Raw genomic sequence first — 15,695 nt, forward strand, 5'->3', positions numbered from 1 at the left:
AAAACTCCTCAGATGCGACCGGTCTGGCCACGGTGCCGCAGATAATGATCGGCGATTGCGCAGGCCACCATTGCCTCGGCAATCGGCACGGCGCGGATGCCCACACAGGGATCGTGCCGGCCCTTGGTCAGAACATCGACCTCATTGCCGTCCCTGTCGATGCTCTGGCGCGGCGTCAGGATCGACGAGGTCGGCTTGACGGCGAAGCGCGCCACGATGGGCTCACCGGTGGAGATGCCGCCCAGAATGCCGCCGGCATTGTTGCTCAGAAAGCGCGGGGTTCCGTCATTGCCCATGCGCATCTCGTCGGCGTTTTCCTCGCCGGTGATCCGCGCCGCCTCGAAACCATTGCCGATCTCCACGCCCTTCACGGCGTTGATCGACATCAGATTGGCGCAGATATCCTGATCGAGCTTGGCGTAGATCGGCGCGCCGAGACCGGCCGGCACGTCTTCCGCCACAACCTCGATCACCGCGCCCACCGACGAACCCGCCTTGCGGATGCCGTCGAGATATTCGGTGAACACCGGAACCGAGTTCGGGTCCGGTGTAAAGAAGGGATTGTCCGCATTGCCGATGAAATCCCAGTCCCAGTTGGCCCGGTCGATTTCCTTCTCGCCCATGGCGACAAGCGCTGCGCGCACATTCATGCCCGGCACGACCTTGCGGGCGAGCGCGCCTGCGGCAACCCGCGTCGCCGTCTCGCGCGCCGAAGAACGGCCACCGCCGCGATAGTCGCGCAGACCGTATTTCGTCTCGTAGGTGTAGTCCGCATGCCCCGGCCGGAAGCGCCTGGCGATCTCGCCATAGTCTTTCGAGCGCTGGTCAACATTCTCGATCAGCATGGAGACCGGAGTGCCGGTGGTGATCAGCGTTTCGCCGTCCTCATCCGGCAGCACGCCCGACAGGATTTTCACCTGATCCGGCTCGCGGCGCTGGGTGACGAAACGCGACTGCCCCGGACGCCGCTTGTCGAGCTCGGCCTGGATCTCGGCCAGCGTGAAACGAATGCCGGGCGGGCAGCCATCGACCACGCAGCCTATGGCCGGGCCATGGCTCTCGCCCCAGGTGGTGACACGAAACAGATGACCGAATGTGTTGTGAGACATGAATGCAGGCTTCCAGAAAACAGACAGCCCGACCATCGAGCGCGTCCCCGAGAGCCGGTCGTTTCGCTTCTATTGGCCTTTGCGGGTGCGGTCAAACCGGATTGCCTAATGCGAAAGTTTTGACACAATTAGGTGGTTTACAAAATTGAAGGGATTCGCGCCCCGGATACGGGCGCCACATAGAAATCCGAGAGGTGTGGAATGCGCATTTTCGCCGCGGCAGTGGGATTATTAATGCTTGCCTCATCCGCCTTTGCCCTCGACGCCGAGGGCAAGGTTCGCAATGTGGACCCGGACAATCTCACCATCACGCTTGAAAATGGCCAGACCTACAAGCTGCCGAGCGAGATGGACGTTTCCGCCATTCAGCCCGGCATGGAAGTGGTTCTCGCCTATCGGGAAGTCGACAATGGCGTGAAGCAGATCACGGACATGCTTCTGCCCGAGTGAGCCTTACAGCCAGTCTGCCGAACCACTCTCAAACCGCAGGATGCGATCCTGCGGTATGGTGAGCGCAGCCGCTTCATCGCTGGACGCATGGCCCAGCAGGTAAAGAAGCGAGCGGATCACGCCGCCATGGGTGACACAGACGGTCGGCCCTGTGACCTCTCCGAGCCACGGCTTGATGCGCTCAGCCAGCTTTTCATAGCTCTCTGCATTGTCGCCCGGCGGGACAAATCCCCATTTGTCGTTTGAACGGGCTGCCGTGCAGCCGGGATTTTCCGCTTCCAGCTCGGCATAGGTAAAGCCCTGCCAGTCGCCGAAATTCAGTTCCATCAGCCGGGGATCGGTGCGGTATGCCTCGCGCGGCAGGCCAAGGCCTGCGCGCACACGCTCCATCGTCTCGCGCGTACGTCGTAACGGGCTTGCGACAAAATCAAAGCCATCCGCATTGTGATCGAGAAGATCGGCAAGGCGAATGCCATTACGGTCGGCCTGAACCTGACCAACCGCATTGATATCAGTATCGGCCTGCCCCTGAAGACGCTCTTCGGCATTCCAGGCCGTCTGGCCGTGTCTGATGATATAGAGGGTGGGAAGCACTGCGGGCCTTCTGACTTGGAGCATCGGACCGAAAAGCAGGAACCGGCTTTCGGGTATTCCGATGCTCCATCACTGGTTAGGATCGTCCTTTGCGCGTTCGAATGAACGCAGGCCGATCTACTCCGTCACGACAGAAATATCGGGAGCGTCCACGGCCTTCATGCCGACGACGTGATAGCCGGAATCGACATGCAGCACTTCGCCCGTCACGCCGCGCGAAAGATGCGACAGCATGTAGAGAGCGGAATCGCCCACCTCATCGGTGGTGACAACGCGCTTGAGCGGCGAGTTGTACTCGTTCCAGCGCAGAATGTAGCGGAAATCGCCGATGCCCGAAGCCGCCAGCGTCTTGATCGGGCCAGCCGAAATGGCGTTGACGCGAATGTTGCTGCCGCCCAGATCGACCGCCATATAACGCACGCTCGCCTCTAGCGCGGCCTTGGCAACGCCCATGACATTGTAGTGCGGCATCACCTTCTCGGCACCGTAATAGGTGAGCGTCAGGATGGAGCCACCATCGGTCATCAGCGGCTCGGCGCGCTTGGCAAGCGCGGTGAGCGAATAGACCGAGATGTCCATGCTGCGCAGGAAGTTGTCGCGGCTCGTATCGACATAACGGCCGGTCAGCTCGTCCTTGTCGGAGAAAGCGACGGCATGGACCAGGAAGTCCAGCTTGCCCCACTCCTTCTCGAGCTTCTCGAACACCGCATCGACGCTGTCCATGTCGGTCACGTCGCAGTGACCGGCGACGATCGCGCCCAGCTCTTCAGCCAGCGGCTCGACGCGCTTCTTCAGGGCGTCGCCCTGATAGGTCAAAGCAAGCTCTGCGCCGGCATTGGCGCACGCCTTGGCGATACCCCAGGCGATCGAGCGGTTGTTGGCGACACCCAGAATGAGCCCGCGCTTTCCGGCCATCAGGCCATTGCCACTTGTCATGGAATGGTTCTCCGAATTCAATTGCCGAAGCGTCATGCTTTCACCAGAAGGCGCGGCGCTTCATCACTCCAACTACCTGCATAGCACGACCGGGCGATTCCCGACCGCGCAATATAAATAAGCCGGCAGCCCTATCGCACAGCCCGGCGAAGGCATCAAGCCGATTGGCGGAACAATGCCTCAAGCGCCGGATCTCCGCCTTCCGGCAGCATGATCTGGATATGAGCGTAAAGGTCGCCGTTTCCATCGGTCTTCAGCGGCAGGCCGCGCCCTTTCAGACGCATGGTGCGGTCAGAACTTGTCCAGGCCGGAATGGTCAGCGCAAGCCGCCCCGTCGGCGTTTCAACGGGCACTTTCGCGCCCAGAACCGCATCACGCAGGCTCACCGGCAGATCCACATGCAGGTCCCGGCCCTCAACGCGGTAGCGCGGGTGCTTGCGGAAGCGCAGCTTGACCAGCGCATCGCCGCGCTCGCCAAACGGCGTCTCCTCGCCCTGCCCCTTGAGGCGGATGGTCTGGCCGTCTTCCACGTAGCGCGGGAGCTTGACCGCGATGCGCCGCCCGCCCGGGAAGATGGCCGTGACCTTGGAAGCCTTTGCAACGTCCTCGATATCGACATCCAGCGTCGCGTTCAGATCGCCCATGCCGCTCGGGCGCTTGTGTCCAGCGCCAGCGCGCCGTCCCTGACCGGCAGGTCCGCCCTGCTGCGAAAAAGCGTCACCGAAGATCTGGCTGAAAATGTCCGCGCCGCTGAAACCGGCCCCATCGGGACCGCCGCTTCTGAATTCGAAATGCTGCGCGCCCGGCCCGCCCCGGCCCGACCGCCGGAAACCGCCAAACGGATCACCGCCCGCGCCCCCGCCTTCAAAACCGGTGAAACGCGGCTTGCCTTCGGCATCGATCTCACCGCGGTCGAAAGCGCCGCGCTGTTTCTCGTCGCCCAGAATTTCATAGGCCTGCCCGATTTCTGCGAAGCGCTCCTTGGCCTTCGGATCGTCCGGCTTCTGGTCCGGATGATACTTCTTCGCCAGCTTTCGGTAAGCCGATTTTATCTCCTTGGACGAGGCGTTCTTGGCCACGCCCAACACGTCATATGGATTGCGCATGTGCAGCTCTATTCCTGATCGTTCCGCATTATACGGCAAAACGTTCGTGAATTCGGGGTGTTGTTCACTATATGCGTCTGGCTAGGAAGAAATTCCAGACCCCGCGCCCGAAACAGCCGCTAAACCGCTTCGAACGCCTGTATCTGCCATCCGAACTCGGGCGTTGGACAGACCGTCCCGCGATAAAGTCCGACGCCATCGAAACTTTCACGCGAGGTCACGAAGCGGCGGCAGGTGCCGGTCTCGTCATCGAAAATGGCGGTGACAACGCCGCGCACATCATTTTCCGGATCGTCCCAGGAAAGAGGCGGCGCGCCGTCGAGACTGTCGCCCATGCCGCCGACCATGGCGTGCAGCATGGCGTCCGTCCCTGTCGGCAGCGGTGCAGGCTTCACGGGTTGAGACATGAAGTTTTCCGGCATCGGCACCGGCGCAATGGAACCCGTCACAACCGAACGGTCCACATCCGGCGCTCCAGGATCAAGCGCCGAGACACTGCACCCGGCCAGAAGAATCACCGCTGCAGGCGCGACACAGCGCTGCAGAACACGCAGAGCCAAGGCCTTGCCCCGAACTGGCGCTTGCTTTGCCCCCGACAATCGGCATTCTCCCCGTAGATAACGCGAACCAGGCAGCCAGTATGATTGACGAGACGTTAAAATCCGGTGACTTCACCGAACGCAGCGAGCCTTTTCGGCTCTTTGCCGAATGGCTCGAGGACGCCACGAAATCCGAACCCAACGACCCCAATGCGCTGGCGCTGGCGACCGTCGATCCCGATGGAATGCCGAATGTGCGCATGGTGCTTCTGAAAGGGTTCGATGAGCGCGGCTTCGTCTTCTACACGAATTTCGAGAGCGCCAAGGGCGGTGAAATCCTGAGCGCGGAAAAGGCGGCCATGTGCTTTCACTGGAAGAGCCTGCGCCGTCAGGTGCGCATTCGCGGACCGGTGGAGCAGGTGAGCGACGCGGAGGCGGACGAGTATTACGCCTCGCGGCCGCGCGGAAGCCGCATCGGCGCATGGGCATCAAAACAGTCGCGCCCGCTGGAAAGCCGCTTTGCGCTGGAAAAGGCGGTTGCCGAATACACGGCCAAATATGCCGTGGGCGCAATCCCGCGCCCGGCGCACTGGTCGGGCTTCCGCATCGTGCCGAGCCAGATCGAATTCTGGCACGACCGTCCGTTCCGCCTGCATGACCGCGTGGTGTTCACCCGCGACGATCAGGGCGCGTGGCAGACGAAACGGCTCTACCCGTAAGCCTCAGGACGCCTTGCGGCTCATGAAAGCCATGAAGGCGGCGCGCGCCTCATCCGATTTGAGGCGCGCACGAAAATGCTCCGCCTCCTCGCGAATGCGCGCGATCACGTCGTCGCGCGGACCGCGTAGCAGATCGCGGGCAATCTTCAGCGCCTCCGGCGGTTTTGCCACAAGCGCCTCGGCAGCCGCAAACACCGCCTCTTCGAGCGCCTCTGCCCCCACAACCCTGTGAATGAGCCCCGCAGCACAAGCATCGGCTGCCGGCAACCCCTCGCCCAGAGCCAGAAGGGCAAACGCCCGCTGCTGCCCCATGATCGCCGGAGCGAGCAGGCTGGAGCCCGCTTCAGGCACCAGACCGAGATCGACAAAGGGCGTGGAGAACACGGTCGCGGGCGTCGCGAAGGTCAGGTCGCAATGCATGTGGATCGTCGTGCCGATGCCCACCGCAACGCCATCGACGCCGGAGACCAGAGGCTTTGCCGCCCCTGCAAGCGCCAGAAGGAAATCATAGACCTCCTGACCGCCCTCGCCGCCCGTGGCGACCGCCAGAAAATCGGCCAGATCATTGCCGGCGGAAAACGCGCCCTTCTGCCCCAGAATGACGTGGCAGCGCACGTCCGCATCCTCATCGCCGCGCTTCAGCGCTTCGGCCATCGCCGCATACATGGCGCGGGTGATGGCGTTCTTCTTTTCAGGCCGGTTCAGGCGGATCACCTGCACCGCACCGCGCCGCTCGATCAGAACATGTTCGCTCATGGTTTCTCCTCCTCCCGGAACATTCAGGCCGAAAGCAGCGCGTCAGCGGCCGCATCCAGACTGTCAGCGCCGCCGATCACCTGCTGCCTGAGCGTTGCCGTCTCCACGAGCAGGTTTTCCGCCATGAAACGCACCAGAACGGCGTGGTCGGGCCGGTCGCCGGCGGCAAGCGCCCGCGCGTTCAGCGCAACGCCGATAACCAGCGAGAAAAGCCGCAGATAAGGCGTTGCGCCGCAAAGCGCCTCGTTCACCCGCCCCTCGGAGAGCGCCTTGGTGAGATACGCCGTTGTCTCCTCCAGATCATCCAGCGCCTGGCCCAGCCTTTCCGCCGTTGCGCCAAGCCCCGATGCGTCCGAGAGCGCGGCATGGTCTGCCCGCAACTCGTTTAAGAATGCCGCCATCGCCTCGCCGCCCTGAAGCGGCAGCTTGCGCATGACGAGATCGATGGCCTGAATGCCGTTGGTGCCCTCATAGATCGGCGCAATGCGGGCGTCGCGATAAAGCGCGGCAGCGCCCGTCTCTTCCACATAGCCCATGCCGCCATGCACCTGCACGCCAAGCGAGGCGACATCCACGCCCACATCGGTGGAGAATGCCTTGGCCATGGGCGTCAGGATATCCGCGCGCGCCTGCCAGGCCTTAGCCTCATCGCCCTCACCGAGCCGCGCCCGGTCGATCGCGTAGGCGCAGGAATAGGTGATGGCGCGCGCCATCTGGGTCTGCGCCTTCATGGTCAAAAGCATGCGCTTGATATCGGGATGCGCCACGATCGGGCTCATGCCTTCGCCCTTAGAACCTGCGGCGCGGCCCTGCCGACGGTCCTGCGCATAGGCCAGCGCTTTCTGCGTGGCGGTTTCGGCAATGCCCACACCCTGCATGCCGACTGCCAGCCGGGCGTTGTTCATCATGGTGAACATGCAGGCCAGCCCGCGATTTTCCTCGCCGATCAGCCAGCCGACAGCGCCCGGCGTGTCGCCGAACTTGCCGTCGCCATAGATCATGGTGCAGGTGGGCGAAGCGTGAATGCCGAGCTTGTGCTCCATGGAGGCGCAGAAGGCGTCATTGCGCGCGCCGAGCGATCCGTCATCATTGACGAAGAATTTCGGCACCAGAAACAGCGAAATGCCCTTGGTGCCCGCCGGCGCATCCGGCAGCCGCGCCAGAACCAGATGCACGATGTTGTCGGTGAAATCGTGCTCGCCATAGGTGATGAAAATCTTCTGGCCAAAAATCCGATAAGTGCCGTCGCCCACCGGCTCGGCCCGCGCCTTGAGCGCGTTGAGGTCGGAACCGGCCTGCGGCTCCGTCAGGTTCATCGTGCCCATCCATTCGCCGGAAACGAGCTTTTCCAGATATTTTTGCTGCAGCTCGGGCCTCGCATGCTTGTCGAGCGCCTCGATTGCGCCGACCGTCAGCGTCGGACCGATGGCGAAGGCCATGGAGCCGGAATTCCACATCTCGAAGGCGGCGACCGAGAGAAGCGTCGGCAGCGCCTGCCCGCCGAATTCCTCGGGCGCGGCAAGCCCGTTCCAGCCACCCTCGCACCAGCGGCGATAGAGATCGGCCCAGCCCGGCGGCGTGGTGACGGCCCCGTCCTTCAACACCGCGCCCTGTTCGTCGCCCACCCGCGCCAGCGGCGCGATTTCTTCGGCTGCAAAGCGGCCTGCCTCCGCCACGATGGCGTCGACCAGATCTTCCGACAGATCGCCGAACCGGCCGCTGTCGAGGTCAGCGGCAAAGCCGGTGACGTGTTTCAGGGTGAAGGCGATTTCATCGACAGGGGCTCGGTACATGCTGCAATCCTCCTGATGTCCGGCGAGACCCTAGCCGTTCAGCAAAGCGCTCGCCATCATACATTGGCGCAAGATTGATATTTTCTCTTTACGTAAACGTCAATCTTAGAAAGCTTGCAGCGTCTGATACCAGGGTCGGATCACGATGCGGCCATCCGGTGGCACAAAGGAGGCTCCAAAGGTTCGACGGCACATCGAAGTCATCGAAAACCGGTTTCCACTTTTCGGTTCGGTGCGGTAGAAACCGGCCAACGGAAGGAACGCCCCATGCTTGCAAGACCGGAAAAACATCGCTGCATCGAATGCGGAAAGGCACTCGGCATGCCGGGCTTCACCTATCATCAGGGCGACATCGATAACGGCCCGGCCTACTGGACCGACCGCGGCATTCTTTGCTCCATCGAATGCTCACTGGCCCACCACAAGAAGCGCGCGGCCGAAGGCACCCTGCCCGACAAGCCCGCGCCCGATCCCTTCGAGACGGAATATCAGTTCGAGGACTAGGCCGCTGGGGCGACGCAGCACCTATTGCGCGAAATCCGAATTGCGCGCCCCGCCTCTCCAGCCCCTGAGGACCAGATCGGAATTGTGCTCTGCGCCGTCGAGAGACTGTAGTTCGAGATCATAGTTCTTTCCGAGATGCACCGTCTCGAAATCACGCTGCGCACTGCCCACGGGCCTGTCTCCACGCGCCGCCTCCCGCTCGTTGAGAACAGTCAGCGGGCAATGAAGCCCGACGAAATAGACATCGAATGGCGCAAGCAGCTCCTGAAGCTCGGGCAGCCATGCGTCGTCATCCAGAATATGTTCAAGGATCAGATTGTTCCCCGCCCTCGCATAGGCTGCCAGAGACGCGTGAAACCCCTTGAAGAAGGCGGGCCTGGCGGCCTGCCAGTCGAAATCGCCGCGCCGGAACCGCTGTAGCGGCAGAACTCCGGCATCGCGCAGATGGTCTATCGAGACATGCCAGAAAGGCAGCTCGATGCGCGCCTGAAGCGCCCGCGCAAGCGTCGACTTGCCGCTGCTCGAAGCGCCGTGGAGAAAGATGATCTGGGTCATGGAGAGCCTGGTGCCGTTGATACGCTTCTATCCGCCCCGCGTGACGGAAGATTGACATGAAGCGCAGTCTCAAAGCACGCGGCGGCCCGCTTCACCTGCTCCAACCATCACCGGCATTGAACGATTTCACATTGTCATCGGCATGAAAGGCGTCATGCGCGCAGTCGGCATCCCGCCTCAGCCTTCGCGCTCCACCGCGCGCCAGCCAATGTCGCGGCGGCAAAAACCTTCCGGCCAGTCGATCAGGTCCACCGCGCGATAGGCGTTCTGCTGCGCTTCCGTGACTGAAGCGCCAAGCGCCGTGACATTGAGAACGCGGCCGCCATTGGCCACCAGAACACCGTCCTTCAGCGCCGTGCCGGCGTGGAAGATTTCGACATTCTCGTCCGCAGCCGCGGCCTCGAGCCCGTGGATCGCCGTGCCTTTTTCCGGGCTTGCCGGATACCCATTGGCCGCCAGCACCACGGTAAGCGCTGCCTCGTCGCGCCAGCGGGCAGAAACATGCGCGAGCTGGCCGTCCACCGCCGCATTGAGAAGCGCCAGAAGGTCTTCCTTGAGGCGCATCATCAGCACCTGGCATTCCGGATCGCCGAAACGCACATTGTATTCGATGAGCTTGGGGCCGTCCTTGGTCAGCATCAGGCCCGCATAGAGAACGCCGGTGAAGGGTGCGCCCATCTCCGCCATGCCCTTGAGCGTCGGCTCGATGATTTCGGCCATGGTGCGCGCCAGAATGGCTTCGTCCAGCACCGGAGCCGGCGAATAGGCGCCCATGCCGCCGGTGTTCGGGCCGGTGTCGCCATCGCCCACGCGCTTGTGGTCCTGCGCCGTGCCGAAGGGCAGCGCCGCAGCGCCATCGCACAGGCAGAAGAAGCTCGCCTCTTCGCCTTCCAGAAATTCCTCCACCACGACCGAAGCGCCCGCCTCGCCGAAGCTGCCGTCGAAACACTCGTCGATTGCCGCAATCGCCTCGTCTTCCGTCATCGCGACGGTCACGCCCTTGCCGGCGGCAAGCCCGTCGGCCTTGATGACGATGGGCGCGCCCTGCTCGCGCACATAGGCGCGCGCAGCCAGCGCGTTCTCAAAGCGGCCATAGGCGGCGGTGGGAATGCCGTAGCGGTCGCACAGTTCCTTGGTGAAGCTCTTGGAACCTTCAAGCCGGGCAGCGGCGGCGCTCGGGCCAAACACGCGAATGTCCGCAGCGTTCAGCGCATCGGCAAGCCCCGCCACCAGCGGCGCTTCCGGGCCGACCACCACGAGGTCGACGCCTTTCTCACGGCAGAACGCAACGACGGCGTCATGGTCCGACACGTCGAGCGCAACGCATTCGGCATCCTGCGTCATGCCGGGATTGCCCGGCGCGGCATAGAGCTTTGTCAAAACCGGGGAGGCCGCAAGTTTCCAGGCGAGCGCGTGCTCACGGCCGCCGGATCCGATCAAGAGAACATTCATGCCACGCATCCCCACTTGTTCAATTGTCGCTTCGGGCTATGGCTCTTTGCCGCGAAAATCAAGGCGCAGATGCCAACTTCCCACGACAGAAACGCTTGACGCGCGCATCAGGCCTTGCCACTCCCTCCTGAAGGAGACAACAAGAAGGAAAATGCGTCATGGAAAAGATCCAGTCCCGTCAGGGTCAGGGCCGCGTCTCGGATGCCCCCTCCGGACACTGGGTCTATCGTGTCATGCCGCAGGCCATGTGGCCCTATGCGCAGCTCGCCCGCTGGGATCGCCCCATTGGCTGGCAGCTGCTTCTGTGGCCCTGCTGGTGGTCCGCCGCGCTGGCCGCAGCCGCCTATGCACGGCCCGGCGCGCCTCTGGAAGACGTACTGCCTTCGCTCTGGCACCTGGGGCTTTTCCTCATCGGCGCGATCGCCATGCGCGGCGCGGGCTGCACCTATAACGACATCGTCGACCAGCGCATCGATGATGCGGTCGAGCGCACCCGTTCGCGCCCCCTGCCCTCCGGTCAGGTCTCGCGCAAGCAGGCCTGGGCCTTCCTCATCGCGCAGGCGCTTGTCGGTCTTCTGGTGCTTGTCCAGTTCAACATCTTCGCCATCGCGCTGGGCTTTGCCTCGCTTGCGGTCGTGGCGATCTATCCCTTCGCAAAGAGATTCACGGACTGGCCGCAACTCTTTCTGGGACTTGCCTTTTCCTGGGGCGCGCTGATGGGCTGGGCAGCCGATTTCGAAAGCCTCACGCTTGCGCCCGTACTGCTCTATTTCGGCTCCATCCTCTGGGTGATCGGCTATGACACGATCTATGCGCATCAGGACAAGGAAGACGACGCCATTGTTGGCGTGCGTTCAACCGCGCGCCTGTTTGGCGACAGGACCCGTCAATGGCTGATCGCGCTTTATGGCGGCGCGCTTCTGTTCTTCGCCGTCGCCTTTGCGCTCGCTGAAGTGCCGATGCCAGCACTCGCCGGTCTGATCGCCGCCGGCGCGCATATGGCGCGTCAGATCCGGGTCATCGACATCGACAATCCGGACCAGTGCCTTGCGCTCTTCCGTTCCAACAATGTGGTTGGCTGGCTGATTTTCCTGGGCCTTATCGGCGGCAGCCTGTGGGCCGTCATCAGCCCACAGTTCTAAGGCAACTTTCCAAGACTGTTTTCTAAGGCTGCGGTTCAGTCGCGGGCGATGATCTCGTCGCCCCCGACAACCACGCGCACACCGAGGCTTCCGCATTTGCGGCGGGCGAGAAAGCGCGGACGGCGCGCACGCACCGGGCGGCCCTGACGGCGCTCCTGCGGTGGCGCGGCCTTCACTTCGCCAATGCTCTCTTCAAGCGCATGGGCAAGACCATCATCCTCGATCATGAGCATGGGCAGGCCAAGCGCTTCGGACCAGGCGCGCCAGTCAGCGGCCACATCGTCCAGATCGTCCGCCACCAGAAGCGGCACGCACAGCATCGGATCGGAATGGTGCAGTTCGAGCGTGACGGTCACGTCACCGAAATCATCTTCCATGGCGCGGGCAGCCACGCCACGAAATGCGCGCGGCGGCAGCGCAAAGGTCACCGGCAGGCCGCTCTGGCTGAGCAGACGCCGCATCCGCACACCACGCTGATTGATGGTGAAGGACACCTCACCGAATGCATCATGCGACGCATAGCTCACCGCCTGCGGCAGATGAAAAGGGTCGAGCCGCATCGCGCGGCCCGCCCAGACTGGCTTAAGCCCACCGTTCATGTCTTTGCCTTCCTGTCACTCCTGAGAGCCGGTTTTCCGGTTCTCTCACCGGGTCGTTTTCGACCTCGTTATGGGATGCACTCTAGCGATGGCCCGTTACCGGCAGGCTTAGAAAGTCAGTTAAATTTTGCTGACCTTACAATTGGTTAGCGATTTCCAACCGGGTGTAACGGTCTGGAAAGTCCCCTCACCGGAACGTAAACGGCATTGCCCAAAGGCCCGAAAGACAAGGGGTGGCGCATTGGGTTTCTGAACCCGCAAGTGCCCGCCAGAGCCCTCACGCTGCGTCAGAAAGCCTGCCTGCTCACTATTTAATTGCATGCGCAAGCAAATAAATTGACACCATCTGTGCAAATCAATATGTATGCACATGCAACCAGATGGAAACCAACCACCCGGCCCTGCCTGAACTGGAATCACGACTGCGAGAAGCAGCCACTCCACGCATCGCCGCCATGCCCCGAACCGCTCAATTCGAAAGGAATCCCCTCATGCACTGGTTATATCTCGGCATCGCCGTCATCTTCGAAGTCGCCGTCGCCATATCGGCTGGCAGGGCGCAGGGCTTCACCCAGCCATTCTGGACCGCCGCCACGCTCATCAGCGGCGCCATCGCCACGTTTTTCCTGAGCCTCGCCCTGCTCACCTTCGACGTGGGCGTGGGATACGCGATCTGGACCTCGGTTGCCGGCGTCGGCATCGTCGTGATCGGCGCACTCTTCTTCAACCAGCGGCTCGACTGGAAGAAGGGTTTTGGCATTCTCCTCGTCATTGGCGGCGTTGTCGGCCTGCGCCTCACCGGCGCAGCATAGTGCAACGGAGAGCCCTCCCCTCACTCGCCGGTTTGGCGCGCCTGCCGCTCCGCCCATCGCCTCAAGGAACCTTCCCCATGACCACCAACACCAACACCACGGGCAACCCCCGCGCCTGGATCATGCTGCTGCTGGCCGGCGCATTCGAGATCGGCTACGCCCTCAGCGTCGGCGGCAGCCAGGCCTTCACGGTCCCGTCCTGGTCGATCGCTGCCATCATCTTCTTCCTGCTGACGCTCTATTTTCTGAGCGCGGCTCTCAAGACCATCGATGTCGGCATCGGCTATGCAGTCTGGGCCGGCATTGGCGCGGTCGGCGCGGCAACCTTCGGCAGCCTGCTTCTCGATCAGCCGCTCACGCTCGGCCAGATCGGCTGGCTCGCCGTCATCATCGGCGGTGTGGTCTGGCTCAAACTGGCTGACAGCCCCAGATTTGCCGGCGAGCAGACCGGCGCAGGCTGATCGTCGCCCCCAAAGCCCCGCGGCGCGCCCCGCTGCGGGCGCTCCGCTGCGGGCGCTCCGCTTTCCGAAAAGCCCAGCCAAAGCCGAGGGAAGCGCATATCGACAGGAGAGCGGCTTGAAACAGATTTTGCATGCGCATACATCTGCTTCACCATCAGCCAACCGCCCGCAGGAGACCAAGCCATGCCCAGTTCAAGCGATGCCTGGCTCCGCCTGGTCCACACCGTCAGCACTGTGGAAAGCGAAATCGCCCGCATGCTGACCAGCGAGCACGGCATTGGCCTTTCCGAATACCGCGCGCTTCAGGCGCTGGCGAAGGCTCCGGATCGCGAACTGCGCATGCAGGATCTGGCGACCCATCTTCAGCTCAACCAGAGTTCGATTTCGCGCATGGTGGAGCGCATGGAGCGGTCCGGCCTGACGGTTCGCGACGTCTGTGCAGACGACAAGCGCGGCGTCTTCTCCGTCATCACCGAAAAGGGAGAGGCGCGGCTCGAAGAGGCCCGGGCCGATTACGAAGCCGCACTCTCAAGCGCCCTGAAGGAAAGCGGCCTTGAAGGCATGCTTACCGCAATACCCGCAAGATAGCCGCGCCCTTCCCAAGAGCAATTCCAGGAAAAGTGGAAACCGGTTTTCCGTCCGGAATTGCGCAAAAACAATGCATGAGAGCGTTTGCGCGATTCAACGAAAAGCGGAAACGCTCTAAGGCCTCACACGTCTGCCCGAACCCTGGGATCAGGACCCTAGATCACCTTGTGCGGGTTCATGATGCCAGCCGGGTCGAATGCCGCCTTCACCCGGCGCATCAGCTCCGTGGCGATGGCCGGCTGCGTGGCGACGAGTTCGTCGCGCTTCATCCGCCCGATGCCATGCTCGGCCGAGAAGGAACCGTTCAGATCGCGTACAATGGCGTGGATGGCGTCGTTCATCTCGCGGTAGAGCGCCAGATAGGCCTGCTTGTCGCCGCCCTCCGGCTGCGAAATGTTGTAGTGCAGATTGCCGTCGCCCATATGGCCGAAACAGACCACGCGGCAGCCCGGTGCGACCTTCTGTGCGGCAGGCCCTGCCCGCTCGATGAATGCGGGAATGTCCGAGACCGGCACCGAAATGTCGTGCTTGATGGAACCGCCCTCGGGCTTCTGCGCCTCCGACATGGACTCACGCAGATGGCGGAAAGCATTGGCCTGCCCTTCGTTCTGGGCAATGGCCGCGTCGACCACCAGCCCTTCCTCGAAGGCGACGGTCAGGATCTCTTCCATCAGTTCCTTGGCGTCGTCGGCGGAGCGGCCGGACGAAATCTCGATCATCACATACCAGGGATGCGCCTCTTCCAGCGGATCGACAGCGCCGGGCACATGCGCCAGCGTGAACGCCAGCGGCGTGCGCTCGATGAGTTCGAATGCCGTGAGCCCGTTGCCGGCGCGGTCATTGGCCATCTCGAAAAAGCGCAGCGCATCGGCTGGCGAAGGCAGCGCCGCCCAGGCCAGTTCCCGCCCCTTGGGCATGGGGAAGAGCTTCACCACCGCCGCAGTGATAACGCCGAGCGTGCCCTCTCCGCCGACAAACAGGTCTTTCAGATCGTAGCCGGTGTTGTCTTTCTTGAGCTTGCGCAGATCATCGAACACCTCGCCGCTCGGCAGCACCACTTCCACGCCGAGGCAGAGGTCGCGCGCCGTGCCATAGGCGAGCGCGCCCACACCGCCTGCATTGGACGAGAGATTGCCGCCGATCTGGCAGGAGCCCTGCGAACCGAGCGACAGGGGAAACAGGCGATCCTTCTCCGCCACTTCTTCCTGCAGCACCTGCAGAACCACGCCTGCCTCCACGGTGGCCGTGTTGGACTGCAAATCGATCTCGCGGATCTGATTGAGACGCGAAAGCGAGAGAACGATCTCATTGCCATCGCCATCGGGCATCTGGCCGCCCACAAGGCCCGTATTGCCGCCCTGCGGCACCACCGCCGTGCCGGTTTCGCTGGCCAGCCGCAGAATCGCGCTCACCTCGTCCACAGAACCCGGGCGCAGCACAAGCGGCGTCTTGCCTCCGAAAAGGCCGCGCGGCTCCTCCTCATAGGGCGCGATCTCGTCCGGGGCGGTCAGCGCATGGCGCTCACCGACGATTTCTGAAAAGCGGGCGAGCAGTGCGGCATCGATGGTCATGGATGGATG

18 protein-coding genes are annotated in these 15,695 nt (G+C 62.8%); 7 read left to right on the forward strand and 11 right to left on the reverse strand.

Annotation, left to right across the window (positions count from 1 at the left end):
• Positions 1-8: 8 nt before the first annotated feature.
• The gene (aroC, locus tag AC4PTT_RS15230) at positions 9-1,109 is read right to left on the reverse strand and encodes a chorismate synthase (RefSeq protein ID WP_113156212.1); all 1,101 of its coding nucleotides are present in this window, start codon (positions 1,107-1,109) and stop codon (positions 9-11) included.
• Between the two features lie 201 nt (positions 1,110-1,310).
• Between aroC and AC4PTT_RS15235 the strand changes: the two genes are divergently transcribed.
• On the forward strand, positions 1,311-1,559 hold the full coding sequence (locus AC4PTT_RS15235) for a DUF1344 domain-containing protein (protein ID WP_113154517.1): 249 nt from the start codon (positions 1,311-1,313) through the stop codon (positions 1,557-1,559).
• A 3-nt stretch (positions 1,560-1,562) separates the two neighbouring features.
• Here the strand turns inward: AC4PTT_RS15235 and AC4PTT_RS15240 are convergent, their stop codons facing one another.
• The 4 genes from AC4PTT_RS15240 to AC4PTT_RS15255 all read right to left on the reverse strand — a co-directional run bounded on the left by AC4PTT_RS15240 (position 1,563) and on the right by AC4PTT_RS15255 (position 4,755).
• Positions 1,563-2,153 carry a histidine phosphatase family protein gene (locus tag AC4PTT_RS15240; protein ID WP_206545845.1) on the reverse strand — a complete coding sequence of 197 codons (591 nt, stop codon included), beginning with the start codon at positions 2,151-2,153 and terminating at the stop codon, positions 1,563-1,565.
• Between the two features lie 117 nt (positions 2,154-2,270).
• On the reverse strand, positions 2,271-3,089 hold the full coding sequence (fabI, locus tag AC4PTT_RS15245) for an enoyl-ACP reductase FabI (RefSeq protein ID WP_113154515.1): 819 nt from the start codon (positions 3,087-3,089) through the stop codon (positions 2,271-2,273).
• A 155-nt stretch (positions 3,090-3,244) separates the two neighbouring features.
• Positions 3,245-4,195, reverse strand: a complete 951-nt coding sequence (locus AC4PTT_RS15250) for a DnaJ C-terminal domain-containing protein (protein WP_297563046.1) — start codon at positions 4,193-4,195, stop codon at positions 3,245-3,247.
• A 119-nt stretch (positions 4,196-4,314) separates the two neighbouring features.
• Positions 4,315-4,755 (reverse strand): RT0821/Lpp0805 family surface protein, encoded by a 441-nt coding sequence (locus AC4PTT_RS15255; protein WP_206545843.1) that lies wholly within the window; start codon positions 4,753-4,755, stop codon positions 4,315-4,317.
• Between the two features lie 80 nt (positions 4,756-4,835).
• Between AC4PTT_RS15255 and pdxH the strand changes: the two genes are divergently transcribed.
• Positions 4,836-5,453 carry a pyridoxamine 5'-phosphate oxidase gene (gene pdxH / locus AC4PTT_RS15260; protein WP_283799254.1) on the forward strand — a complete coding sequence of 206 codons (618 nt, stop codon included), beginning with the start codon at positions 4,836-4,838 and terminating at the stop codon, positions 5,451-5,453.
• Between the two features lie 3 nt (positions 5,454-5,456).
• Here pdxH and AC4PTT_RS15265 read toward each other — a convergent pair whose 3' ends face one another.
• Positions 5,457-6,209 (reverse strand): crotonase/enoyl-CoA hydratase family protein, encoded by a 753-nt coding sequence (locus tag AC4PTT_RS15265; protein ID WP_113154511.1) that lies wholly within the window; start codon positions 6,207-6,209, stop codon positions 5,457-5,459.
• A gap of 23 nt (positions 6,210-6,232) precedes the next feature.
• Positions 6,233-8,002, reverse strand: a complete 1,770-nt coding sequence (locus AC4PTT_RS15270) for an acyl-CoA dehydrogenase family protein (protein ID WP_492161561.1) — start codon at positions 8,000-8,002, stop codon at positions 6,233-6,235.
• A 267-nt stretch (positions 8,003-8,269) separates the two neighbouring features.
• Here AC4PTT_RS15270 and AC4PTT_RS15275 point away from each other — a divergent pair, with 267 nt between their 5' ends.
• Complete coding sequence (locus AC4PTT_RS15275) at positions 8,270-8,506, forward strand: hypothetical protein (RefSeq protein ID WP_113154509.1); 237 nt, start codon at positions 8,270-8,272, stop codon at positions 8,504-8,506.
• Between the two features lie 21 nt (positions 8,507-8,527).
• Here the strand turns inward: AC4PTT_RS15275 and AC4PTT_RS15280 are convergent, their stop codons facing one another.
• Both AC4PTT_RS15280 and purD read right to left on the reverse strand, forming a co-directional pair.
• Positions 8,528-9,061 (reverse strand): chloramphenicol phosphotransferase CPT family protein, encoded by a 534-nt coding sequence (locus tag AC4PTT_RS15280; RefSeq protein WP_492161562.1) that lies wholly within the window; start codon positions 9,059-9,061, stop codon positions 8,528-8,530.
• Between the two features lie 177 nt (positions 9,062-9,238).
• Positions 9,239-10,513, reverse strand: coding sequence for a phosphoribosylamine--glycine ligase (gene purD, locus AC4PTT_RS15285; RefSeq protein WP_283799252.1), 1,275 nt, complete (start codon positions 10,511-10,513; stop codon positions 9,239-9,241).
• A gap of 158 nt (positions 10,514-10,671) precedes the next feature.
• Here purD and ubiA point away from each other — a divergent pair, with 158 nt between their 5' ends.
• Positions 10,672-11,655, forward strand: coding sequence for a 4-hydroxybenzoate octaprenyltransferase (ubiA, locus tag AC4PTT_RS15290; RefSeq protein WP_206545838.1), 984 nt, complete (start codon positions 10,672-10,674; stop codon positions 11,653-11,655).
• A 35-nt stretch (positions 11,656-11,690) separates the two neighbouring features.
• Here the strand turns inward: ubiA and AC4PTT_RS15295 are convergent, their stop codons facing one another.
• Positions 11,691-12,254 (reverse strand): DUF6101 family protein, encoded by a 564-nt coding sequence (locus AC4PTT_RS15295; protein ID WP_113154507.1) that lies wholly within the window; start codon positions 12,252-12,254, stop codon positions 11,691-11,693.
• A gap of 491 nt (positions 12,255-12,745) precedes the next feature.
• Between AC4PTT_RS15295 and AC4PTT_RS15300 the strand changes: the two genes are divergently transcribed.
• From AC4PTT_RS15300 to AC4PTT_RS15310, 3 genes are all read left to right on the forward strand, one after another.
• Positions 12,746-13,066: a DMT family transporter gene (locus AC4PTT_RS15300; protein WP_492161563.1), complete on the forward strand. Its 321-nt coding sequence runs from the start codon at positions 12,746-12,748 to the stop codon at positions 13,064-13,066.
• Between the two features lie 77 nt (positions 13,067-13,143).
• On the forward strand, positions 13,144-13,527 hold the full coding sequence (locus AC4PTT_RS15305; protein WP_492161564.1) for a DMT family transporter: 384 nt from the start codon (positions 13,144-13,146) through the stop codon (positions 13,525-13,527).
• Positions 13,528-13,710: 183 nt separating this feature from the next.
• The gene (locus AC4PTT_RS15310) at positions 13,711-14,115 is read left to right on the forward strand and encodes a MarR family winged helix-turn-helix transcriptional regulator (protein ID WP_492161565.1); all 405 of its coding nucleotides are present in this window, start codon (positions 13,711-13,713) and stop codon (positions 14,113-14,115) included.
• 155 nt (positions 14,116-14,270) lie between these two features.
• Here AC4PTT_RS15310 and AC4PTT_RS15315 read toward each other — a convergent pair whose 3' ends face one another.
• Positions 14,271-15,686, reverse strand: a complete 1,416-nt coding sequence (locus tag AC4PTT_RS15315) for an FAD-binding oxidoreductase (protein WP_283799249.1) — start codon at positions 15,684-15,686, stop codon at positions 14,271-14,273.
• Positions 15,687-15,695: the final 9 nt, after the last annotated feature.

Source organism: Nitratireductor sp. WH36-1, assembly GCF_058725515.1.